We start from the raw sequence: 21,194 nt of genomic DNA on the forward strand, positions 1-21,194 counted from the left end.
TTTGAAAGCTCAAACTAACGGCCATCTGGCTAAAATCCCTCTATGATTAAGCGCTATCCTACCAAGCAGATTTATGTCGGAAATGTCCCCGTCGGCGGGGATGCGCCTATTTCCGTTCAGTCGATGACCTACAGCCGTACCCGCGACGTCGAAGCGACGGTTGAACAGATCAACCGCCTTCATTTCGCGGGGTGTGACATTGTGCGTGTCGCCGTCCCGGATATGGAAGATGCGCTGGCACTCAGATCGATCAAGGAACAGATATCTTTGCCGCTTGTCGCCGACATCCATTTCAACTATAAGTTGGCCCTCGTAGCGGCAGAAGTCGTCGACTGTATCCGCATCAACCCGGGCAATATCGGTGAAAAAAGCCGGGTAAAGGATGTCGTCAAAGCCTGCCAGGAACGCAACATCCCGATCCGTATCGGCGTCAATGCGGGCAGCCTGGAAAAACAGTTCGATGCGAAGTACGGCCAGACGGCGGAGGGGATGGTCGCCTCGGCGGAGTACAACATCAAATTTCTCGAAGACCTCGGCTTTACGGATATCAAGGTTTCCCTCAAGGCCAGCGACGTGCAGCGTACCGTCGAGGCGTATCGCCTGCTGCGTCCGAAGAACAATTACCCTTTCCATCTTGGGGTGACCGAAGCAGGCACGAAGTTCCACGCGACGGTGAAGAGTGCCATCGGTCTGGGCACGCTGCTGCTGGAGGGGATAGGCGATACCATGCGCGTTTCCATCACCGGCGAACTCGAAGAGGAGATCAACGTCGGCCGCGCTATTCTCAAAGATTCCGGCGCGGCGGGGGAGGGGCTCAATATTATCTCCTGCCCGACCTGTGGCCGGATCGAAGCGGACCTGGTGAGCGCGGTGGACGAGATCGAAAAGCGCACCAAGCATATCAAGGCCCCGCTCAACGTCTCCGTTATGGGCTGCGTCGTCAATGCCATCGGTGAAGCGCAGCATGCCGACGTTGCGATCGCTTACGGCAAGGGGAGCGGCCTGGTGATGGTGAAGGGCGAAGTTGTTGCGCGCCTGGAGGAGAAGGAGCTGGTGGACAAGTTCGTCGACGAGGTTGAAAAGATGGCGGGAGGGAACGAATAATGGAAGAGAAACTCTACAACCTCGCCTTTGAAAAAGCCGTACTCAGTTCGATCATCTTCGAACCTTCCCAGTTCGAGGAGCTCGAAGCGATTCTGAAGTCGGAGGATTTCTACCTGCCGGCACACCAGGATATCTACGGTGCCATCGTCTCCCTCTCCCGCCGGGACGAGCCGATCGACGAAGAGTTTATCCGCAAAGAGCTCAATGCGAAGAAGAAGTTCGATGAGAACGTGATGCTCGAGATCCTCTCGGCCAACCCGATCTCGAATACGGCGGCCTACATTAAAGAGCTGAAGGATAAATCCCTCAAGCGGCACCTGCTGACCCTGACGACGGAGATCAAGAAGGTCGCGCTCGAAGAGGAGTGGCCCAGCAGCGAAGTCGTGGACATGGTCGAGAAAAAGCTCTACGAGATCACCCAGGATTCGCAGACGAGCGATTTCAAAGACGCCGAGTCGGTGACGATCGATACGATGCGATACATCGAAGAGATGAAGGCGCGCGGTAATTCCGTACTGGTCGGTGTCGATACGGGGTTCGCTGAACTGAACAAGATGACGACGGGTTTCGGCAAGGGGGACCTCGTCATCGTTGCGGCGCGTCCGGCAATGGGGAAGACCTCCTTTGCGCTTAACATGGTGCAGAACCTGCTGCGAAAAGGGAAGGGCGTCGCTTTCTTCTCCCTGGAGATGCCGGCGGAGCAGCTGATGCTACGTCTGCTCTCCGTTGATACCTCCGTCCCGCTGCAGAAACTGCGTGTCGGGGATATGAATGACGAGGAGTGGACAAGACTCGGACAGGCGGTCGAACGGATGCAGTCGAGCAAGCTCTTTGTCGATGACCAGGGCTCGGTCAACATCAACCAGCTCCGTTCCCGTCTGCGCAAGCTCAAGGGGCAGCATCCCGAGATCGAGATGGCCGTTATCGACTACCTGCAGATCATGAGCGGCACGGGCACGCGGGACCGCCACCTGGAGGTCAGCGAAATGTCCCGGGGGCTGAAGATGCTGGCGCGTGAGCTGGAGATGCCCATCGTCGCGCTCTCCCAGCTCAACCGCGGCTTGGAGTCGCGCAACGACAAGCGCCCGATGCTCAGCGATATCCGCGAATCCGGCTCCATCGAGCAGGACGCCGACATCATCCTCTTCGTCTACCGCGACGACGTCTACCTCTACAAGGAGGAGAAAGAGCGTGAAAAGGCGGCAAAGGCCGAAGGCAAGGAGTTTACGCCCACCTATGTCGAGAAAGAGGAGGAAGAGGCCGAGATCATCATCGGTAAGCAGCGTAACGGTCCGACGGGCCATGTCAAGTTGCTCTTCCAGAAGCGGCTGACCCGTTTTGTCGATATGCCGACCTATAATGCAACGGAGATCGTCTACGAGAACGTCGATACGAAAAGCGCGGAGATGGATGTCGGCAGCGTTTCGATGCCGACGATCTGATCAACCCGTACCCCACTACTCCCTTCAATAAGTTTTGATAGAATATCTATAAACCAAAATAGTTATTCTATATGAAACTAGAGCCCCCTTCTCTTTTAACCTCCCCACGGGAAGTTGCCCTTTTCCTGGGTTTCGTTTTCGCTGCTTTTCTCCTTTCCCTTGGCGGGGAGTATCGTGCTTATACGCAATTGACCCGGTATGACGATGCGGTGATCTTTGCGACCGTCGAGCAGCAGTATGAAAAGCGCAAGGCGGAGCGGACCTACCAGGTGTTGAAGCTGCGCAGCGAGGCGGGTGCCTTCTTTTATATGACGGCCCCGGCGGCCCTGCGGAACCTGCAGGGGTATGCGGTACGGGTCTGGCTGCGAACGGACCGTCTGGATTTCAGGCACTATCTCAGCGGCTTTTTCGCCCATGGCGCTGTCGATGCCGTCTTGCCGCGACGCCAGTGGAAGTTTCGGGCGGGGGAGTGGTTCGCCGCCCAGCATGACGAGGGACGAAGCGGAGCGCTTTTTGCCGCACTTTTTACGGCAACGCCGCTGCCAACCGAGTTGCGAACGTCCCTGGGGCAGCTGGGCATCAGTCACCTGCTGGCGATCAGCGGCTTCCACCTGGGACTGCTCAGTGTGCTTCTGTTTACACTGCTGCGTTTTCCCTACCGCGCCCTGCAGTCGCGCTGGTTTCCCTGGCGCAACGCGCACAGGGATCTGTTCGCTGTCACGGCAATGATCCTGTTGGGCTATGCCCTCTTTTTGCAACTGCCGCCCTCCGTGCTGCGCGCTTTCGCGATGATGCTCATCGGTTTTTTTCTTTATGACCGCGGCCTCCGGCTGCTCTCGTTCCAATCCCTCTTCATCGCCGCCGTACTCTTGATTGCTATCTGGCCCCGGCTGCTCTTTTCCGTCGGGTTCTGCCTCTCCGTAGCGGGGGTCTATTATATTTTTCTTTTCCTGCACACTTTCGCCGACCGGGGCAAAATATTCACCTTCGTCGGGATGCACGTGTGGGTCTACCTGATGATGCTGCCGATCGCGCTGACGATTTTCGGTACCTTCTCGGCCCTTCACCCGCTCTCTATCCTCTGGACAATGCTCTTTATCCCTTTCTACCCGCTGACGCTGCTGCTGCACGCTGCCGGTGCTGGAGGCGTTCTTGATGCACCGATCGTCTGGATTCTCGAACTGCCAGTATCTGCGGTCAGGGTGGAGGCAGGGTGGTGGCTGCTGATCTCCTGGGGCGCTCTAAGCCTGCTTGCGCTTCCATCCAAGACGGTCAAAATGCTCCTGCCCTTTCTGGCCACGGCGGTATTTGTAGGCGCGGTCTATCAGGTAGCATAGCTTGAGGCCGTAGACGAAGATGATCCACGAGGTGTAGATCCAGATAAAGGTGAAGAGGACGATCGAGAAGGAGCCGTAGACGGTTGAATAGGTTTTGTTGTAGAAGATGTAGTAGACAAAACCGTTCTTGGCCAGCGTCCAGACGGCGGCGATGATAAAGGAGGTGATAAAGGCGGCCTTGGTGTCGACGTTGGTGTTGGGCGAGATCTTGTAGATGATGAAGAAAAGCATCCAGACGATGAAATAGGGGAAGAGGCTCACCAGGTTGAACCATGCCGTCGCCCCGTATTCGCCGAGTACGGCGGCGGCCCGGGTCGAGAGGTAGATGGAGAGACCGAAGGCGATCGGGCTCAAAGTTACCAGGGTCCAGTAGGTCGTGACCGACTGCCAGATGGAGCGGCGTTTTGTATGGAAGATCTTGTTGACGATGTACTCGTAGTTTTCGAAAAAGAGCATGGAGGCGACGACGATCATCACGGAACCGACGACGCTGAGTTTGACGGCGTTGCTGAGAAACTCGTCGATATATTGGGAGATCTGTTCGGACTGTACAGGCAGGAGGTTCTCGATGAGAAAGGTTTTCAGATCCGCGTAATACTCCTGGAAACTCGGCATCGTCACCGCGATGGAGAGGATGATCATCAGCAGCGGTATGACGGTGAAGATCGTGTAGAAACTGAGGCTCGAAGCGTAGTAGGTCAGCTCGGAGTCAAGGAGCTGGTTCCAGTAGTAGCGGGCGTGCCGCTTAAAGCGTTTCCAGGAGTAGCGGTGGATGTTCTCTTGCATACGAAGATTGTAGCACAAAGCGCTTTACGGAAGCGGTGCGCAGGGGCGCACCGGGGGAGTATGGGTTAGTCGAGTCCCATCTTGTTCGGGTTGAGGATGTTGTTGGGGTCGAAGGCCTTTTTGATCGCCTTGAAAAGATTCATCTCCTCGTCGGTAAAAGCCATGCCCATGTAGGGGGCCTTCGCCAGGCCGATGCCGTGCTCGCCGCTCAGCGTCCCGCCCATGTCGATGGTGGCCTGGAAAACCTCCTCGATTGCCTTGTAGCCGATTTTGACCTGTTCGGGGTCCTTGCCGTCGACCATGACGTTGGTGTGGACGTTGCCGTCGCCCGTATGGCCGAAGCAGGGGATGTTGATGTTGTACTTGTCGGCGATGGCGTAGAACTTCTCGAGCAGTCCCGGCAGGGCGGAGCGGGGGACGGTGACGTCCTCGTTGAGCTTCTTGCTGCCGTAGACGGCGAGGGACTGGCTGGCGTTTCGGCGCGCGAACCAGAGGTCGGCGGCTTCGGCTTTGTCTTTTGCGATGACGAAGTCCGAACAGCCGTTCTCGCGGAAGACCTTCTCGATCTGGGCGAGCTGGAAGTCCAGGTCGGGTTCGAGGTTGCCGTCAACGTCGGTGACGAGGATGGCACCGGCATCGACGGGAAGGCCCTTGTTGAAGGTCTGCTCGACGGCACGGATGGTGAGGTTGTCGAGGAACTCCATCGCCACCGGGGTGACACCCGAGGCCATCGTTTTGTAGACCGCTTCCATCGCTTCCGTGACGGAGGGGAAAACCCCCATTGCCGTCTTGGTCATTTTCGGTTTGGCGATCAGTTTGAGGGTCACCTCCGTCGTGACGGCCAGGGTCCCCTCCGAGGCGATGAGGATCCCTGCGATGTTATAGCCCGCGACATCCTTAATGGTCCGTTTGCCCGCCTTGATGACGTCGCCGTTGGGGAGCACCGCCCTAATGGCCATGACATAGTCCTTGGTGATGCCGTATTTCGCCGCCCGCATACCGCCGGCGTTCTCGCTGACGTTGCCGCCGATCGTGGAGTAGTCCTGGCTGGCCGGGTCCGGCGGATAGAAAAGCCCGACCGCTTCGACGGCGCGCTGCAGGTCCATGTTGATGACCCCTGGCTGTACGACGGCGACCATATTCTGCATGTCGATCTCGAGGATCTTGTTCATATGCTTTTCAAAGGCGAGGACGATCCCGCCGTGGCTGGGAAGCGCCCCGCCAGTAAAGCCGCTTCCTGCGCCGCGGGGAACGATGACGATGCCGTGTTCGTCGCAGTAGCGCAGGATGTCGCTGACGTCCTGCTCATGGCGCGGGAAGAGGACGGCATCGGGTTCGAAACGTTCGCGGGTCGCATCGTAGGAGTAGGCGAGAAGATGCGCTTTGTCGCTGTAGATGTTGTCGTCGCCGACAACGGCGGCGAAGTGCTGCAGGTGCTTGGGATCGATCATGGCTGGCCCTTCAGGTCAAATTCGTCTAATAATTGCTTATCGGCGCTTGGATGCGACTGAATAAAGTCGTATAGTTTCTGCGAGTGCGGGTTGTTTTCAACGAGCAGTTCGAGGTAATAGGGTTCATAGGCATCGAGCCTGCCGCTGCCGCTGCCGAACCAGTTGGCGTCGATCTCTTTAACCCGGGTGTAGAAAGGGAGCAGCGGCTTCTCATAACTCAGACCGGCCTGGGTGACCTGCAGCAGGCTCAGGCTCTGGCAGTCCAGGGTGAAGAGGGTGTCGTCAAGGTAGAGGAAGAGCAGACCCGTCGTGGCAACGGTGCAGAATCCGGCCAGGTCCTCTTTGAGCGGCGTCGGATGTCCCCGGTAGGAGAGGTAGGTTGCCAGGGTATCGGGATGCATCCAGTCGACACTGCCGAGCTGTTCCGTCAACTTGAAGTAGGTGGCACGCGTCGGGGCGATCAGTACACCGCGGGTATAAGCGAAGGCGAGGATGACCTCGTCACCTGCTTGGGGCTGCCACTCGCCGCGCGGCAGGGAGTTTTGCTGCAGACCGCTGTATTCGGAAAAGGCGACGGTCAGGACACCGGCCGCGTCGTCATAGCGCTCGGCGACGGCATTGGCGATGATCGCACTGTGCTCCGGCGTAAAGTGGCGGACGACAAAACCGCTGACGCCCGGTTCGACGCGCGCCGTCTTGATCGTACCGGACGCATTCTCGGCGGAGACGCTTTCGAGGGAGAGGTGCAGTGCGCCGGCATGAAGAAACCCTAAAAATAACGGAAGAATATAGAAGACTCTTATCACTGAAAACCTTGCAATCTAAATGGGCAAAAATTATAGCCTAGCGTTGATAAATGGGCTCTTTATACCCTTTAGAGCTGGGCTTTAGGACGAATCTGCTACCCTTTCACATCCGTTGGATGGAGGTGAGATTTGGTTCGGGTCTTTTGGCTGCTTTTGGCGCCCCTGGTGCTGTTGGCGTCGTCGGTGGAAACGTACAAATGGAGCGAGGGCGAGAGCTATCTGATGTTCCTGGAGCGTCTCCATCTTCCGCAGGCGCTTTATTACGATATCGACAGCGACGACCAGAAGCTGACGGAGGAACTTCGAACCGGCATGCCCTATCAGGTGATGCATGACCGAAACGGCACGATTGAACAGGTGCTCATTCCCGTCTCCGACGAATTGCAGCTGCATCTTTACCGCAAAGCGGCCACTTACGCATTTGAAGCAATCCCGGTGATCGCGTCGACTGAGCAGGAGTCGATCACGCTCTCCATTGAAAACTCCCCCTATTACGATATTCTCAAAGCGACAGGTTCCCGCTCATTGGCGCATACCTTCGTCGCCGGGTTCAAAAACTCCCTGAACTTCCGCCGGGATCTGCGAAAAGGGGACCGGCTGGTGATGGTCTATACGCAGAAGTACCGTCTTGGAAGCCCTTTCGGCATGCCGGAGTTGAAGGTCGGTATGATTGAAATGCGGGGGAAACGGCATTCGGTCTACCTGAACAGCGATGAGCGCTATTATGATGAAAAAGGGCGCCAGGTAGAGGGATTCCTGCTCTCCAGACCCGTTCGAAACGGCCGGGTGAGTTCCGGGTTTACGCTGCGCCGCTTCCACCCGATTCTCAAACGCTACCGTGCCCACCTCGGGGTGGATTACGCCGCGCCGCGGGGCACGCCGGTCTTGGCTGCCGGCAGCGGAACCGTTATCTTCGCAGGACGGACGCGCGGGTATGGCAATCTTGTCAAGGTCCGTCACGGGGACGGGTATGTGACGCTGTATGCCCACCTGAAGGCACTCAAAGGCGGTATCCGCAGCGGTAAACCGGTCAAGCAGGGCCAGGTGATCGGCTACGTGGGCAGCACGGGGCTTTCGACCGGGCCGCACCTCCATTTCGGCCTCTATAAGAACGGCCGGGCGATCAATCCGGCACGGGTGGTCCAGGTGACAACGAAACAGCTCGGCGGCAAGGCACTTAAAGCCTTCAAAGGCCGGATGGCAAGTCTTGATACCAAGGTCGAGGAAGTGCTTGCGCACCCGACGGAGGCTGTGAAAGTGGAGACGATCGACAACGCCTGCTATATCGATCCCGAAAGCTGCCGTCCGCTGAAAAAGGGGGAGATTAATGAAACACATCAGTGAGATCAAGCATGCGTTCGAGCAGTTCCTGCTGGCCAAGACGGAACATCTTCCCCACGCCAGCGAGATCGCTTACCTGCTTAAAAATGTTCACAAGGATAACCCGGAGGATTTCCGCGGAATGCTCGGCCGGATCCCCCAGGATGTCCGGGGAGAGGTCCTGCTCGAACTGCCCGAAAAGCTCAAAGAGGATGCGATCGAGCACTACTCCAGTGACGAGCTCGCCGAGGCGGTCGAAGGGCTGGATTCGGACGACGCCGCAGAGCTGATCGAGGATATCGTCGATTTCGACGAAGATAAGTCCGAGGCCGTTTACGAACAGCTCGACGAGGAAGACCGCGAAGATATCGACAAGATCCGCAGCTACGAAGATGACCAGGCCGGTGCGTGGATGCAGACGGAGCTTTTCGAAGCGACCCTTGACGAGACGGTACGCGATGCGATCGCCCGGCTCAAACGGCTCAAAGAAGAGGGCGAACTGGAGAATGTCCACCAGCTTTACATCGTCAATGACGAGCACCGCCTGGTTGCGACCGTTGCACTGGAAGACATGATCCTGATGGATTTCGAGCAGACGTTCCGTGCGCAGATGGGGCCCAAAGAGTTCCGATCGGTCGAGGCGACCGACGACATCGACGAAGTGGCAACGATCTTCGAACAGTACGACGTCGCCGTGCTGCCGGTTGTCGACCACGACAGCCGTCTTGTCGGGCGGATCACCTCGGACGATATCTTCGACGTCATCGAAGAGCGTGCCACCGAGCAGATCTATAACCTCGCCGGGGTCAACGACGAGGTTGAGCAGGAAGAGGGTATCAAAGGGGTTTTCAAAAACCGTGCAAGCTGGCTCTTTGTTAACCTCCTGACGGCCATCCTCGCTTCGGCGGTCATTGGCCTGTTCGATGCGACGATCGCGGCCTATGTCCCGCTGGCGATTCTGATGCCCATTGTCGCATCGATGGGGGGCAACGCGGGCACGCAGACCCTGACGGTCATGGTACGCCAGATGGCGTTGGGGGACATCGAGTTCGGCAACGCCAAATCGGCGCTCTACAAGGAGATCGCCGTTGCGCTGCTCAACGGGCTGCTTTTTGCTTTGATTATGGGGCTGATCGCCTGGGCCTGGTTCCAGCTTCCGCTCTTGGGAATGGTCATCGGGATGGCGATGATCATCAACCTTTTTATCGCCGGCTTTTTCGGTGCTTCCATCCCCCTGCTGCTCAAGCGCCTCAACATCGACCCGGCGGTCGGCTCGACCGTCCTGCTGACGACGGCGACGGACGTCTTCGGCTTCTTCAGCTTCCTCGGACTCGCCAAGATTATCCTTCTTTGATTTTTCATTGAAGGGTTTGGCTCCCTTGTAAACATTTCTATAAGATCATTGATATTTGACGGTGCGGAAGAGCGCCATAGATGCATGCCCCCGAGGGAGTACATTTATGGCATGAGTCCATTGCTAAAGCAGGCATGGCGTCAGCGAAGTAGCCGAGCTTTTCAAGTAAATCTCGCGAGGCGAAGGGTCGCTTTTACAGTTTGTAAAAATAAATGAAGTGCGGTTGACTGCACGCGCCCCGGAGGAAGTGCCCTTGGGGTATGAGCCCGCTGCTGAAGCGGACACAGCGTCAGCGTAGCCGGAGGGGCTTTCAAGGAAACATCGCGTTGCGAGCGGTACCCTTGTTTGGCTCCTGCGGCGTTAGAATTTATAAGAGACGTTGGCGTAGAAGTAACGCCCCGGTTCGTTCAGCAGCATGACGTCCCCGGCGGGATCGAGGCTGAGCAGCGTCAGGTCTTTATAGGTGTTCGAAACGGCGTAGGTCGCGTTGAACACGTTGTCGACGCCGGCGATCAGACCGAAGTTACGGTTGATGCGGTGATCGATTTTGAGGTTCATGACCGCCCAGGCGCCGATAGCCTGTTCACCGTTCTCCGCATCGTAACGGTCCCACTGGTGTGCGGCGACGCCTTCGATGGTGGCCAGACTGTCGTCACGATAGTTCCAGTTGAGCGCCAGGTGGCCTTTGAGCGGCGGAATATCGGCAAGGTTGGTGCCGTTCTGGTCTCTGAGCGCACTGTCTTTCTTGCCGTACTGGTATGCCGCACCGAAGTCGACGTAGACGGAATCGCTGGCAAACCATGTACCGGCGATTTCGGCACCCCAGATCGTGGCGTCGATGTTCTCGAACTTGTTCTGCATGATCGTCGGCGTGGCGTTATAGTAGATATAGTCCTTCAGGCGGCTGTAAAAGAGGCGCGTCTTCAGGTTGAAATTGCTGTAGGTGTTCGTCATCCCCAGGTCGGCTTCGTAGTTCGTCGTCTGGTCAAGATCGGGCGTACCGACGATCATGCCGCTTTTCTGGAAGTAGAGCTCGCGGGCGTCCGGGACGCGGGAGGCCATACCGATCCCGCCGAAGAAGCCGAGGCTCTCCGTCAGGGAGTAGTCCGCAAAAAGGTTGAGGCCGACGGAGGTGTAGTCATTGTCCTGCAGGGCGGGATTTCCCGAGGTGATGGCCGTATCGTCATAACGCAGCCCCAGCTTGTAGGCTGCATTGGTATAGCGTTTTTCCAGTTCGGCGAAAAAGGCGACGTTGCGGGTGTCGGCATCGTTGATGCTTGGGCCCATATAGGTGCCGTTCATGTCATAAGCGCCATCCCAGTTACGCAGGCTGCCGTCGAGGCCGAGGGTCAGATCCAATGTGTCCGAAAGTGCCGTCGTGTTTTTGAGCGTCGCCCCCTGGATCGTGGAAGTGAGGTGGTTGGTCATTGTCCCCATCATCATGGAGGATTTGCGCCATTCTGTCCACATCGGGTGGTCGACGTAGGAGTAGTAGTAGGTGGCGCGGAGCTCCTTGGACCAGCTGGTCAGATCCGTGGCCACGTACTGGACGTTGTAGAGGTCCGAGTTGTCATAGCGGGCATCCATCCCGGAGTTGGGGTAGAGGACACCGTCGCTGCGGTTGCCGGTGTAGCCGAGGCGGAGTTCCTGGTTCTCGGCCAGGTTGACAAAGAGTTTTGCCATTACGGAGCGTTTTGCGTAGGCGCTGCGGTCGCGTTCGGAGGGGAGGTAGGCATTCGGAGCCTTGGCCGTGCCCGCGGCAACGGCGTTGTCGATCTGGTCGGCGAAGGTGTTTCCGCTGCCGTCCTCGTACTGGCCGCTCCATTCGCCCGAGACGCCGATCAGCGCGCGGACCGTATCGTTACCGCCTGTGAGGGTGCCGGCGACTTTCGAGTAGCCGAAGCTGCCGAGCCCGGCGTTGAAATTGCCGTGTACTCCTTTGTCCGGCTGGACGGTGTCGACGGTCACAAGACCGCTGAGCGTTCCGGCGTGTTCGACGTCATACGGCCCTTCGATGATACTGATCGAGGCGATGTTGTTCGTGATGACGTGCGAGGTCGGCGGGTCCATACGGTTGGGGCAGGCGCCGTAGATCTTGCCGCCGTCGACGATGACGTTGATGTTGTCGCGCTTCTGGCCGCGCAGGATGATATCGTTGGCGATACCGCTGCGGCGGACCAGGGTGATGCTCGGCACCTGCTTGGCCAATGCCTCGGCGGTGTCGGCGGATTTGATCTCTTCGGTGTTAACGTCGCTGAGCGATGAACTTTCGACGACGATGCTGCCGAGCGTCGCTACGTCGCTGTCCGTGGCGTTGTTCTCTACCGTTTCATTGGCCAGCAGTGCGGCCGCGGCCAGCGAAACCAATACTGTTTTCTTCATTCTTGTCCTTCATTCAATTACATTCAAAACCGTCAATAGTAGAGCAAAAGTGTTAGGAGTCTGTTAAATGCTTATCGCTTCGCAGAGGATGCGTTACAATGGCGCCCATGAATGACAAAACGAAACAGATCATCAAAATCGTCCTGCTGCTCGCCGGGTCGGCCTTTTTTCTTTTTCAGGGTTTTTCCCTGCTCTTCACGGAGCAGGACGTGACGCCGGAGAAGGTCGAAGCCGTTATGCAGGGCAGCGCAGAGTAACGCAGGCGGGGAACTGCATCGTTACGCAGTGCAGCGAACCGTGCTGCCGGATCAGGACGCTGCAGTCGATACCGATGACCTCCCGGTCGGGGAAGAGGCGTCTGAAAATCGCCAGTGCTTCGTCGTCGTGGGGGTCGTTGTAGACCGGGACAAGGATGGCGCCGTTGATGATGAGGAAGTTCGCGTAGGTCGCCGGCAGCCGTTCGTCCTCAAAATGGATCGCCTCGGTCATCGGCAGAGGGACGAGACGGAAGGGCTCGCTACGGTCATTGCGCAGCGCCTGTAGCTCCCGCTCCATCGTCTGCAGTGCCTCGTAGTGCTCGTCGGCAGCATCCGTGCATTGGACGTAGCAGATGGTGTCGGCGTCGCAGAAGCGGGCGAGGGTGTCGATGTGGCTGTCGGTATCGTCCCCGGCAAGGTAGCCCGAGGTGAGCCAGAGGGTCCGTTTCACCCCCAGGGTCTCAGAAAGGACCGCTTCGATCTCTGCACGGCTTGTCAGTGTGCTGTTGCGGTTGGGGTTGAGCAGACACTCTTCGGTGACGAGCAGCAGCCCTTCGCCGTTGCTCTCGATCCCGCCCCCTTCGAGAATGAAACGGTGCGAAGTTGTGGGAGCGCCGTAGCATCCGGCGATTGCATTGGTCATGGCGCTGTCCCTGGCCGCTTCGAACTTGCCGCCCCACCCGGTGAAAGTGAAGTCCTGGATAAGGCACCCCGCCTCCGTTTCGACGGTAATGCCGCTGCAGTCGCGTGCCCAGGTGTCGTCGGTTTTGTACGCTATGAAACAGCGGTTCGCTCCCGGGGCGACGTAACGCTGGACGCGGGCAATGTCGTCACAGACAATAAGGCAGGGCTGATAGCGGGAGACGGCTTCGGCGATGCGGGCAAACGTGCGGCACGCTTCGTCCAGGTAGGGGGCCCAGTCGCTGTCGGCGTGGGGGAAGATCAGCTGGACGAAGGACTGGGGTTCAAACTCGGCGGGGAGACGTTTCGGCTGGGGCACTGCTGGGCTCGCTATATTCAATTTATGACATTATAATGTCGTATGGCTTTTATCACCCTAGACCGCAAAGCGTTTCACCACAATCTCAATATGATCTCCAAACAGCTCCAGAGCCGTGACAAGATCGCACTGGTCCTCAAGGACAATGCCTACGGGCACGGGTTGAAGCAGATCGCGCAGGTCGCGAGCAAATACGGGATCACCCGGGCCGTCGTCCGCAGCATTGACGAAGCGGAGCAGGTCCGGGACAAGTTCCATTACATCCTCGTCCTTGCGGATACGCCCTCAGTGCTGATGCCCGCGTACTGTTTTACCATAAATGCGATGGAGCAGATCAAGAGCTTTCCCCCCGGCAGCCGGGTGGAGCTCAAGGTCGATACAGGGATGCACCGCAACGGGGTCCCGCCGCACCTGCTGCATCACGCTTTTGAAAAGATCAGCAAAAACGGCTTGAAGCTCGAAGGGGTAATGACCCACCACCGCAGTGCGGATGAGATGGGAAGCGAATATTTCTGGCAGCGCCACACCTTTGAAAGCGTCAAGCGCGAAGCCCTGATGCTGGCCAAACGCTACGGCTTCACGAAGCTCCGCTTTCACTCCGCGAACTCCGCGGCGACCTTTAGAAGCCACGAGGGACATGATGATATGGTGCGTGTCGGTATCGCGGCGTACGGCTGTCTGGAGATGCCCGAGGGCCTGCCGCAGCCGGACCTGCTCCCGATTCTTTCGCTCTGGGGCGAAAAGATCTCCCAGCGGCGGCTCAACCAGGGCGAACGCGTCGGATACGGCGGGTGTTTCAGTGCCGATCGTCAACTGCAGGTCAGCAACTACGACGTCGGGTATGCCGACGGGCTGCTGCGGACGGCCTCGAACCGCTACAGCGCCCCCGGCGGCGAAAAAATGCTGGGGCGCGTCTCCATGGACAACTGCAGCTTTGCCGGCGACGCGGACGAGTTGCTCATCTTCAACGATGCCCGCAGCTACGCGCAGGCGGCCGGGACCATCTCTTACGAGGTCCTTGTCGGCCTGGACCCCCGCTTGCCGCGCAAGATCATCGAGTAGCGCTTAAAGAAGTGTTTACCCGGTGACTTTGATCACCGCTTCGGCGAAGACCACTCCGTCGATCCCCTCGAACGCCATCGCCTCGATCTGCGCCTCATCTTCGATATAGGTCAGTACCTTCGCATCGAAAAGGTAGGTCTCCGCGACCTTCTGCACCGAAGGAGCCAGGGTGCTCTCGACCAGGATAAAGCGCGCACCGCTGTTTTCGGCAAAGAGCGCTTCTTTGACCGAGGCAGCTTCGAGGGCGAAGGGGATGTCGTTCGCTTGACAATAAGAAACAAGGTCGAGGTTGGACGGGTCCCATGCGAAAAGTACCGTGCTGCCCGCGGGGGTCGCCGCAATCGCTTCGGGACCGTCGATGTGGTAGAAAGATTCCGATGCCAGATGCGGGTGGCCGAAGATCAGCATTTCAGGCACCCTCCATGCAGCTTTTTGAACAGTAGTATTTTCCCTCTTTGATAAAGGCTTCCTTGACGCTGACGAAGACGCCGCAAGCTTCACAGGGCACCATCGTGTCATCGTCACTCTTTTTGGAAGTAGTGTCGGACTTCGGTTGCTTCGCGACCGGCGTACTTTTTTTGAAGAAGATGAAATAGACGGCGGCGATGACGCCGAGGACGAGCAGGATTTTCAAGAGCATGCGGTCTCCTTGGGAGGGTTGATAAGAAGGTAGTGGCGTTCCTCGGTCTCGATGATGCGGAAGGGCAGATCCTCCGGCACTTCGTTATAGACGTTTTCGCCCTTGTAAAAGAGCAGCATCGTTGCCGCATCCCGGTAGGGGGTGCTGAGGTTCAGGAGCATCCCGGTATCGGTCACGGCCCGGGAGGTGATGAGGTCGAAGCGCTGATCGGGAAGCGCCTCGACGCGGCAGTTGGCCACGGTGACGTTCTCCAGGTTCAGCGTCGCTTTGACGAACTGCAGGAACCCGGCGCGTTTTTGCAGCGGTTCGACCAGGGTCCAGTGGGTCTGCGGCTGCGCCATTGCGAGGATCAGCCCGGGGAACCCCGCACCGGTCCCGATATCCATCGCCGTCGCCACCGGCGGCAAAAAGGTAACGGGGTAGAGGGCGTCGTAGAGGTAATACTCTACTGTCGCGGCATCCTTGTAGCCACTGAGGTTATGGACCTTGTTCCACTGCAGGAGCAGGTCGCGGTAGCGCTCCAGGTGGGAGAACAGCTGCGCGGGGGCATCGGGGAGGGCGGTGATCTTCTGGGCGAATGTCATGATTAAAAGAGGTGCCCCATCTGCTCTTTTTTGACCTGCAGATAGTTTTCGTTGTGCTCGTTGGGGTCAATGACGATGGGCAGGCGCTCGACGATCTCGACCCCCTCGATGGCGTTGATCTTCTGGGGGTTGTTGGTCAGCAGGCGGATCTTTGTAATCCCGTAGTGGGCCAGGATGAACTGGACCATTTCGTAGGTACGTTCGTCGGCCGCAAACCCCAGCTGATGATTGGCCGCGACGGTGTCGAAGCCTTTGTCCTGCAGGGCGTAGGCGTTGATCTTGTTGAGCAGCCCGATGTTACGTCCCTCCTGTCGCAGGTAGATGACGATGCCGCCCTCTTTTTCGATCATGTTGAGGGCATAGGCGAGCTGGTCGCCGCAGTCGCACTTGAGACTGCCCAGTGCGTCGCCGGTAAGGCACTCGGAGTGGACCCGTACGACCGGGGTGTCGCCGAAAGGCTCCCGCAGGATCGCCAGGTGCTCTTTATGGCCCTGTTTGAAGGCTTGGACTTTAAACTTCCCGAAACGGGACGGGAGGTTGGCAACATCAGAAATCTTTATATTTTGAAGCAAAAACAGTTCTTTAACGATGGAATTGTTACAATGCGATTATAGCAAAATTGTCAAGGGTGAACATGTTCCAACGTTTCCGCCGTAACCGGCTCAATTCCCATCTGCGTGCTCTGGTGCGCGAATACCACGTCCGTGCGGACGATTTTATCTATCCTCTTTTCGTGCGTTCGGGCGAAGGGATCAAGACGGAAGTCGCCTCGATGCCGGGCGTATTCCAGATGAGTATCGACGAAGCCATCCGCGAGTGCGAAACGCTCAAGGCACTGGGGATCTACTCCATTATCCTCTTCGGGATTCCCGACGTCAAAGACTCCGTGGGCTCCGATGCGCTGGATGAGAACGGCATCATCGCCACGGCCGTCAAAGCAATCAAGCGGGCCCACCCCGAGATGTTCGTCGTCACGGACCTCTGTTTCTGCGAGTACACCGACCACGGCCACTGCGGTATCATCGACCATGTGCACGAGACCGTCGACAACGACGCGACGCTCGCCATCTCCGGCCAGCAGGCGATCATCCATGCCCAAGCGGGCGCGGATATGATCGCGCCCTCGGGCATGATGGACGGGATCATCGAGACCCTGCGCACGGCGCTTGACGGCAGCGGGTACGAGAACCTGCCGGTCATGAGCTACTCGACGAAGTTCGCCAGCGGCTACTACGGCCCGTTCCGCGATGTCGCGGAATCGACGCCGTCGTTCGGGGACCGCGCCACCTACCAGATGGACCCGGCCAACCGCCGCGAGGCGATCGCCGAGAGCATCGCGGACGAGATGCAGGGCGCGGATATCTTGATGGTCAAGCCTGCGCTTGCCTACCTTGATATCATCCGCGACATCCGCGAAGCGACCTCTCTTCCGCTCGCGGTCTACAATGTCAGCGGCGAATACGCCATGCTCAAACATGCAGGAGCGGCCGGCTTGATTGATTACGAGCGGGTGATGATGGAGACGATGCTTGGCTTCAAACGCGCCGGCGCGGACATCATTATCAGCTACCACGCCAAAGAGGTAGCGGGGCTGCTGTAGCCTTTTTCGCACTTTACGATATAATGGGCGCTTTCATTCCGGGGAAACCCGTTACGCCGTGAGCAGAAAATGCGACACTTTTTAACCCTCAGAGATTACACCAAAGAGGAGATCCTCTCCATCATCGACCTCGGACTGCAGATCAAGTCCGAGTGTAAACGCCGCGAACACAAGCCCTATCTGGACAAGCAGACGCTGGCGATGATCTTCGAGAAGAGTTCGACGCGGACCCGGGTCAGTTTCGAGACCGGGATCTACCAGCTCGGCGGACAGGGGCTCTTCCTCTCCAACCGCGACATCCACCTGGGCCGTGGCGAGCCGGTCAAAGATACGGCCCGCGTCATCTCCTCCATGTGCGACATGGTGATGATCCGTACCTTCGAGCAGAGCATGCTCGAAGAGTTCGCCTCCTTCTCCAAGGTCCCCGTCATCAACGGCCTCACGGACAGCTACCACCCGGTGCAGCTACTGGCGGATTATATGACGATGATCGAACACGGTCAGGCGGAAAATCCTGTTGTTGCCTATGTCGGCGACGGCAACAATATGACTCATTCGTGGCTGATGCTCGCCGCCAAGCTCGGTTTTGAACTGCGCGTGGCGACGCCGAAGGGGTATGAAGTCGACGGGGCGATCCTTGCGGACGCCCTGGAGATGGCAAAGACGAGCGGTGCCGTCATCAAGGTCGGGAACGACCCGAAAGAAGCTATTGCCGGTGCGACGGTCGTGACGACGGACACCTGGGCCTCGATGGGTCAGGAAGACGAAAAAGAGCAGCGCATCCGCGATTTCGCCGGCTACATCGTCGACGAAGCGAAAATGGCGCTTGCCGCAGAAGATGCGATCTTCCTGCACTGCCTGCCGGCCTACCGGGGGCAGGAGGTGAGCGAAGGGGTCCTCGAAGGCCCCCAGAGTGTGATCTTCGACGAGGCGGAGAACCGCCTTCATGCCCAAAAAGGATTGATGGTCTGGCTCGATCGGGCGCGTTAAAATCTGTTTAATTGACTTTGGTCCGCCTACGCCCTATAATAGTTTTAATCATATTTAAACTGTTAAAAAGGGACCAAGGTTATGAAACGTATTGCCGCGACTCTACTGATGTTTGCCGCTTTCGGCGCCTCGACGTACGCTACGGAGGCCGCCCCCGAACTCAATTCACAATATCACGACTCAAGCAAGTGCAAATCCTGCCACGCCGCCATTGTTAATGAATGGTCCGGTTCCTATCACGCCAAATCACATTATAAACATGACGAGTACCTCCGCCAATCGATGGAGTACTACGCCCGCAAGACGCGCAAGCCCATCAATGCCGTGAAGGTGGAGTGTGCCGCCTGCCATAACCCCCGCGTTGCCGTGACGTCGACGGACATCAACTACCAGATCGATGTCCTGATGGGGCTGGATGAGGGGAGCGAGGTCAATGCCGCGGTCAGCGACAGTTCGCTTTCAGAGGGGGTCAACTGCCTGGTCTGCCACAACGTCGACAGTATCAAGCATGACCTCCCGGCGGACAAGCGGGGCGTGCACCGGATCCAGTGGAACCCGGTCGGCATTATGAGCGGTCCGATCGAGGACGCGAAGTCCCCCTACCACAAGACACAGTACCGCGACTTCTTCGGCAAGGACCCGAAACAGCTCTGTTTCGTCTGCCACGCCAATGACCGTTCTACGGAGAACCTCGTCTTTGCCAACACGCAAAAAGAGTACAAGGATACGACGAAGCAGTGTGCCGACTGCCATATGAGCCCGAAAAAGGAGGGGGTCGCGTCGAACCTTCCGATCGACAACGGCAAACCGAAGAAGCGCATGATCCGCGAACACGGCTTTGTCGGTGCCCATACGAACTGGCTCTGGCAGGATGCCCTGGGGATTGAAGCGAAAAAGAGCGGCGACAGCTTTATCGTGACGCTCAGCAATGAGAACCCTCACAATATTCCGACGGGCTTCGGTGCGCGGGAGCTGATCCTCGACGTCATCTACCGCAGCGGTTCCAAAGTGATCGAAACGAAGAGCATCTCGATGACCCAGCACTATACGGACAAACGGGGCAAACCGACGATCCCGCACCTGGCGGCTGGCTCGACAGATGATATGTCCGTCCCGGCACGAGGTTCAAAGACGTTCAAAGTCCCGATGGTCAAAGGGGCCGGACAGGTGACCTTCGAACTGCACTACCGCCTGGTGAATGACGAAATCCGCTCACTGCTTGAGCTGAAAGAACCACAGTGGAGCGAGAAGAAGTTTATCAACCGTACGACGATCAGGCTCTAAAGCGGGGCCGGGGAACCCGCTTAGCGGTTAATGAGCTTGATCATCACTTCATCGTCCGCGGTCTCGGCGGGGCGGAAGAAGTGTTTTCCGCAGAACTCCTCATTGATGGTTCTGCACAATCCTTTGGCATAGATCATCGCGGCATCTTTGGTATCAAACGACATTTCCGAATCAATGTTTCTCGCATCTTTGAAGCATCCGCACTCTTTTTCCAACTTTACCGTAACCATTGTTCTTTCCTTATCGTGGTGTTTTACAGAGATAAAACTGCGGATGCATAGGCTATTCTACAGCGGGGTATAAAAGGCCCGGGAAAGGTGTTAATCAGACAGAAGAGTGGGGGGAGATAACAGCGACGGAGATGCCGCGAGTCTTCGTGGTGTGATGAACGGCTCAGCCGTTCATCGCCATGTTGATGGTCATTTCGTTGTCCGCCGTTTCAGTAACGCGGAAAGCGTGTTTCTGGCAGAAGGTCTCGTTCATATCGCTGCAGAGCTCCTGGGCATACAGGAGGGCGTCATCTTTGTTCTCGAAGGTCTTGACCGCTTCATAGTCCGAGCGTTTGAAGCAGCCGCACTCTTTTTCCATTTTAACTGTAATCATTTCTCTATCCTCAATGAAATTCAGGAGCAGCATTCTACAGGGGATGGTTTAAGGGGGAGTAAAAAATTGGAGTCAGGTCGCCCGGGATGGGCGCGGTGTCAGTATGCGGCGCCGGTGACGCTGCGGACCTTCTCCGTGATCTCGCGGGCGGCTTCGCTGGCCTTGGCCGCGCCGGCTTTGAGAATGTCGCGGACCTCGTCCTGGTGCGCTTCGTAATAGGCGCGCTTTTCACGGTAGGGGCGGAAATGTTCCCAGATCACCTCTGCCAGGTAGAGCTTGAAGTGGCCGTGCCCTTCGCCGCCGCGTTCGTAGCGTTCCTGGAGCGCGAGGCACTCATCCTCGTCGAGGAAGAGCTTGGCAATGTTGTAGACGTTGCATCCGCGCCACTCTTTGGGCTCTTCCATCGGGACGGCTTCGGTGACGATCTTCTTGATCGTCTTGAGCTGGGCTTTCTCGTCGCCGAAGATATTGATCGTGTTGCCGTAGCTCTTGCTCATCTTCTGTCCGTCGATGCCCGGGACCGTCGCCACGTTTTCGTCGACACGGAATTCGGGCAGTTTCAGGATGTCGCCGTAGGCGTTGTTGAAACGGATGGCGATATCGCGGGCGATCTCGACGTGCTGGATCTGGTCCTTGCCGACGGGGACGACGTCGACGTCATAGAGCAGGATGTCGGCCGCCATCAGCACCGGGTAGGCAAAGAGGCTGTGGTTGGCGGAGATCCCCTTGGCGACCTTGTCCTTGTAGCTGTGGGCGCGCTCGAGCAGCCCCATCGGGGTGAAGGAGGAGAGGAACCAGTAGAGCTCGAGCACCTCTTTGACGTCGCTCTGGACCCAGAAGGTCGATTTCTCTGGGTCGATACCCAGGGCGAGGAAGTCGGTGGCGGCCTGCATCGTCAGTTCGGAAAGGCGCCGGCCGTCTTGGACCGTCGTCATAGCGTGATAGTTGGCGATAAAGGCAAAAACCTCGTTCTCCGCCTGCGAATCGACCATGGCTTTGATCGAGCCGAAATAGTTGCCGATATGCAGGTCACCGGAGGGTTGGATGCCCGTAAAAACTCTCATTGCTTCTCCTCTTTTAGTCGCGGCATTATAGCGTAAGAGGTTGAAAAGGGGCGCAGCGCCCCGCTGACGGCGGAATATTTGATGTCAATTTAGATATCTTCTGTTATACTTTTTTTATCCCAAAAAGA

At 57.6% G+C, this 21,194-nt stretch carries 22 protein-coding genes; 10 read left to right on the forward strand and 12 right to left on the reverse strand.

Annotated features, from left to right (window positions below):
• Positions 1–42 precede the first annotated feature (42 nt).
• From ispG to LOH54_RS03145, 3 genes are all read left to right on the forward strand, one after another.
• Positions 43–1,104, forward strand: coding sequence for a flavodoxin-dependent (E)-4-hydroxy-3-methylbut-2-enyl-diphosphate synthase (gene ispG, locus LOH54_RS03135; protein ID WP_231020340.1), 1,062 nt, complete (start codon positions 43–45; stop codon positions 1,102–1,104).
• Entirely contained in the window at positions 1,104–2,546 is a 1,443-nt protein-coding gene (locus tag LOH54_RS03140; protein WP_231020341.1) for a replicative DNA helicase, read from the forward strand. Before ispG ends, LOH54_RS03140 begins: the two co-directional genes overlap by 1 nt.
• Before the next feature lie 188 nt (positions 2,547–2,734).
• Positions 2,735–3,883 carry a ComEC/Rec2 family competence protein gene (locus LOH54_RS03145; RefSeq protein ID WP_231020342.1) on the forward strand — a complete coding sequence of 383 codons (1,149 nt, stop codon included), beginning with the start codon at positions 2,735–2,737 and terminating at the stop codon, positions 3,881–3,883.
• Here LOH54_RS03145 and LOH54_RS03150 read toward each other — a convergent pair.
• From LOH54_RS03150 to LOH54_RS03160, 3 genes are all read right to left on the reverse strand, one after another.
• Positions 3,788–4,669 (reverse strand): YihY family inner membrane protein, encoded by an 882-nt coding sequence (locus LOH54_RS03150; protein WP_231020343.1) that lies wholly within the window; start codon positions 4,667–4,669, stop codon positions 3,788–3,790. The two genes, LOH54_RS03145 and LOH54_RS03150, sit on opposite strands and share 96 nt — an antisense overlap.
• Before the next feature lie 65 nt (positions 4,670–4,734).
• Positions 4,735–6,120 (reverse strand): FAD-linked oxidase C-terminal domain-containing protein, encoded by a 1,386-nt coding sequence (locus tag LOH54_RS03155; protein WP_231020344.1) that lies wholly within the window; start codon positions 6,118–6,120, stop codon positions 4,735–4,737.
• Positions 6,117–6,926: a plasminogen-binding N-terminal domain-containing protein gene (locus LOH54_RS03160; RefSeq protein WP_231020345.1), complete on the reverse strand. Its 810-nt coding sequence runs from the start codon at positions 6,924–6,926 to the stop codon at positions 6,117–6,119. The genes LOH54_RS03155 and LOH54_RS03160 overlap by 4 nt, the downstream gene beginning before the upstream one ends.
• Before the next feature lie 129 nt (positions 6,927–7,055).
• On the opposite strand from LOH54_RS03160, the gene LOH54_RS03165 reads away from it, so the two are divergent.
• Positions 7,056–8,270 carry a peptidoglycan DD-metalloendopeptidase family protein gene (locus tag LOH54_RS03165; RefSeq protein WP_231020346.1) on the forward strand — a complete coding sequence of 405 codons (1,215 nt, stop codon included), beginning with the start codon at positions 7,056–7,058 and terminating at the stop codon, positions 8,268–8,270.
• Positions 8,254–9,600 (forward strand): magnesium transporter, encoded by a 1,347-nt coding sequence (mgtE, locus tag LOH54_RS03170; RefSeq protein WP_231020347.1) that lies wholly within the window; start codon positions 8,254–8,256, stop codon positions 9,598–9,600. The genes LOH54_RS03165 and mgtE overlap by 17 nt, the downstream gene beginning before the upstream one ends.
• Positions 9,601–9,960: 360 nt before the next feature.
• On the opposite strand, the gene LOH54_RS03175 is transcribed toward mgtE, so the two are convergent.
• Positions 9,961–11,982, reverse strand: coding sequence for a TonB-dependent receptor (locus tag LOH54_RS03175; RefSeq protein ID WP_231020348.1), 2,022 nt, complete (start codon positions 11,980–11,982; stop codon positions 9,961–9,963).
• 107 nt (positions 11,983–12,089) lie between these two features.
• Here LOH54_RS03175 and LOH54_RS03180 point away from each other — a divergent pair, with 107 nt between their 5' ends.
• On the forward strand, positions 12,090–12,239 hold the full coding sequence (locus LOH54_RS03180; RefSeq protein ID WP_231020349.1) for a hypothetical protein: 150 nt from the start codon (positions 12,090–12,092) through the stop codon (positions 12,237–12,239).
• On the opposite strand, the gene LOH54_RS03185 is transcribed toward LOH54_RS03180, so the two are convergent.
• A complete protein-coding gene (locus LOH54_RS03185; protein WP_231020350.1) occupies positions 12,217–13,260 on the reverse strand; it encodes an agmatine deiminase family protein in 1,044 nt (347 codons plus the stop codon). The genes LOH54_RS03180 and LOH54_RS03185 overlap by 23 nt on opposite strands.
• A gap of 21 nt (positions 13,261–13,281) precedes the next feature.
• On the opposite strand from LOH54_RS03185, the gene LOH54_RS03190 reads away from it, so the two are divergent.
• A complete protein-coding gene (locus LOH54_RS03190; protein WP_231020351.1) occupies positions 13,282–14,301 on the forward strand; it encodes an alanine racemase in 1,020 nt (339 codons plus the stop codon).
• Between the two features lie 15 nt (positions 14,302–14,316).
• Here LOH54_RS03190 and LOH54_RS03195 read toward each other — a convergent pair whose 3' ends face one another.
• From LOH54_RS03195 to ribA, 4 genes are read right to left on the reverse strand one after another with little or no spacing between them, the layout of a single operon-like run.
• Positions 14,317–14,709 carry a hypothetical protein gene (locus LOH54_RS03195; protein WP_231020352.1) on the reverse strand — a complete coding sequence of 131 codons (393 nt, stop codon included), beginning with the start codon at positions 14,707–14,709 and terminating at the stop codon, positions 14,317–14,319.
• Position 14,710: 1 nt separating this feature from the next.
• Positions 14,711–14,941, reverse strand: a complete 231-nt coding sequence (locus LOH54_RS03200) for a PP0621 family protein (protein ID WP_231020353.1) — start codon at positions 14,939–14,941, stop codon at positions 14,711–14,713.
• Positions 14,932–15,525: a 16S rRNA (guanine(527)-N(7))-methyltransferase RsmG gene (rsmG, locus tag LOH54_RS03205; RefSeq protein WP_231020354.1), complete on the reverse strand. Its 594-nt coding sequence runs from the start codon at positions 15,523–15,525 to the stop codon at positions 14,932–14,934. The genes LOH54_RS03200 and rsmG overlap by 10 nt, the downstream gene beginning before the upstream one ends.
• A 2-nt stretch (positions 15,526–15,527) precedes the next feature.
• A complete protein-coding gene (gene ribA, locus LOH54_RS03210) occupies positions 15,528–16,097 on the reverse strand; it encodes a GTP cyclohydrolase II (RefSeq protein ID WP_231020355.1) in 570 nt (189 codons plus the stop codon).
• A 62-nt stretch (positions 16,098–16,159) separates the two neighbouring features.
• Here ribA and hemB point away from each other — a divergent pair, with 62 nt between their 5' ends.
• From hemB to LOH54_RS03225, 3 genes are all read left to right on the forward strand, one after another.
• Positions 16,160–17,125: a porphobilinogen synthase gene (gene hemB / locus LOH54_RS03215; RefSeq protein ID WP_231020356.1), complete on the forward strand. Its 966-nt coding sequence runs from the start codon at positions 16,160–16,162 to the stop codon at positions 17,123–17,125.
• Between the two features lie 69 nt (positions 17,126–17,194).
• The gene (gene argF, locus LOH54_RS03220) at positions 17,195–18,115 is read left to right on the forward strand and encodes an ornithine carbamoyltransferase (RefSeq protein ID WP_231020357.1); all 921 of its coding nucleotides are present in this window, start codon (positions 17,195–17,197) and stop codon (positions 18,113–18,115) included.
• Positions 18,116–18,196: 81 nt separating this feature from the next.
• Positions 18,197–19,399: a multiheme c-type cytochrome gene (locus LOH54_RS03225; RefSeq protein ID WP_231020358.1), complete on the forward strand. Its 1,203-nt coding sequence runs from the start codon at positions 18,197–18,199 to the stop codon at positions 19,397–19,399.
• Positions 19,400–19,419: 20 nt separating this feature from the next.
• Here LOH54_RS03225 and LOH54_RS03230 read toward each other — a convergent pair whose 3' ends face one another.
• The 3 genes from LOH54_RS03230 to trpS form a co-directional block, all read right to left on the reverse strand.
• A complete protein-coding gene (locus tag LOH54_RS03230; RefSeq protein ID WP_231020359.1) occupies positions 19,420–19,629 on the reverse strand; it encodes a hypothetical protein in 210 nt (69 codons plus the stop codon).
• Positions 19,630–19,792: 163 nt separating this feature from the next.
• Positions 19,793–20,002 carry a hypothetical protein gene (locus LOH54_RS03235; protein WP_231020360.1) on the reverse strand — a complete coding sequence of 70 codons (210 nt, stop codon included), beginning with the start codon at positions 20,000–20,002 and terminating at the stop codon, positions 19,793–19,795.
• 98 nt (positions 20,003–20,100) lie between these two features.
• Positions 20,101–21,066, reverse strand: coding sequence for a tryptophan--tRNA ligase (trpS, locus tag LOH54_RS03240; RefSeq protein ID WP_231020361.1), 966 nt, complete (start codon positions 21,064–21,066; stop codon positions 20,101–20,103).
• Between the last annotated feature and the right edge of the window lie 128 nt (positions 21,067–21,194).

It is taken from the genome of Sulfurimonas sp. HSL-3221 (genome assembly GCF_021044585.1).
GTDB lineage: Bacteria > Campylobacterota > Campylobacteria > Campylobacterales > Sulfurimonadaceae > Thiomicrolovo > Thiomicrolovo sulfuroxydans.

Coding starts and splice junctions, on each gene's coding strand:
- rsmG (WP_231020354.1), bottom strand. CDS start 15,525: ATGACATTCGCCCAGAAGATCACCGCCCTCCCCGATGCCCCCGCGCAG.
- LOH54_RS03190 (WP_231020351.1), top strand. CDS start 13,282: ATGGCTTTTATCACCCTAGACCGCAAAGCGTTTCACCACAATCTCAAT.
- LOH54_RS03140 (WP_231020341.1), top strand. CDS start 1,104: ATGGAAGAGAAACTCTACAACCTCGCCTTTGAAAAAGCCGTACTCAGT.
- argF (WP_231020357.1), top strand. CDS start 17,195: ATGCGACACTTTTTAACCCTCAGAGATTACACCAAAGAGGAGATCCTC.
- LOH54_RS03175 (WP_231020348.1), bottom strand. CDS start 11,982: ATGAAGAAAACAGTATTGGTTTCGCTGGCCGCGGCCGCACTGCTGGCC.
- LOH54_RS03235 (WP_231020360.1), bottom strand. CDS start 20,002: ATGATTACAGTTAAAATGGAAAAAGAGTGCGGCTGCTTCAAACGCTCG.
- LOH54_RS03225 (WP_231020358.1), top strand. CDS start 18,197: ATGAAACGTATTGCCGCGACTCTACTGATGTTTGCCGCTTTCGGCGCC.
- LOH54_RS03230 (WP_231020359.1), bottom strand. CDS start 19,629: ATGGTTACGGTAAAGTTGGAAAAAGAGTGCGGATGCTTCAAAGATGCG.
- ispG (WP_231020340.1), top strand. CDS start 43: ATGATTAAGCGCTATCCTACCAAGCAGATTTATGTCGGAAATGTCCCC.
- LOH54_RS03195 (WP_231020352.1), bottom strand. CDS start 14,709: ATGCTGATCTTCGGCCACCCGCATCTGGCATCGGAATCTTTCTACCAC.
- LOH54_RS03180 (WP_231020349.1), top strand. CDS start 12,090: ATGAATGACAAAACGAAACAGATCATCAAAATCGTCCTGCTGCTCGCC.
- trpS (WP_231020361.1), bottom strand. CDS start 21,066: ATGAGAGTTTTTACGGGCATCCAACCCTCCGGTGACCTGCATATCGGC.
- hemB (WP_231020356.1), top strand. CDS start 16,160: ATGTTCCAACGTTTCCGCCGTAACCGGCTCAATTCCCATCTGCGTGCT.
- LOH54_RS03155 (WP_231020344.1), bottom strand. CDS start 6,120: ATGATCGATCCCAAGCACCTGCAGCACTTCGCCGCCGTTGTCGGCGAC.
- LOH54_RS03150 (WP_231020343.1), bottom strand. CDS start 4,669: ATGCAAGAGAACATCCACCGCTACTCCTGGAAACGCTTTAAGCGGCAC.
- LOH54_RS03200 (WP_231020353.1), bottom strand. CDS start 14,941: ATGCTCTTGAAAATCCTGCTCGTCCTCGGCGTCATCGCCGCCGTCTAT.
- mgtE (WP_231020347.1), top strand. CDS start 8,254: ATGAAACACATCAGTGAGATCAAGCATGCGTTCGAGCAGTTCCTGCTG.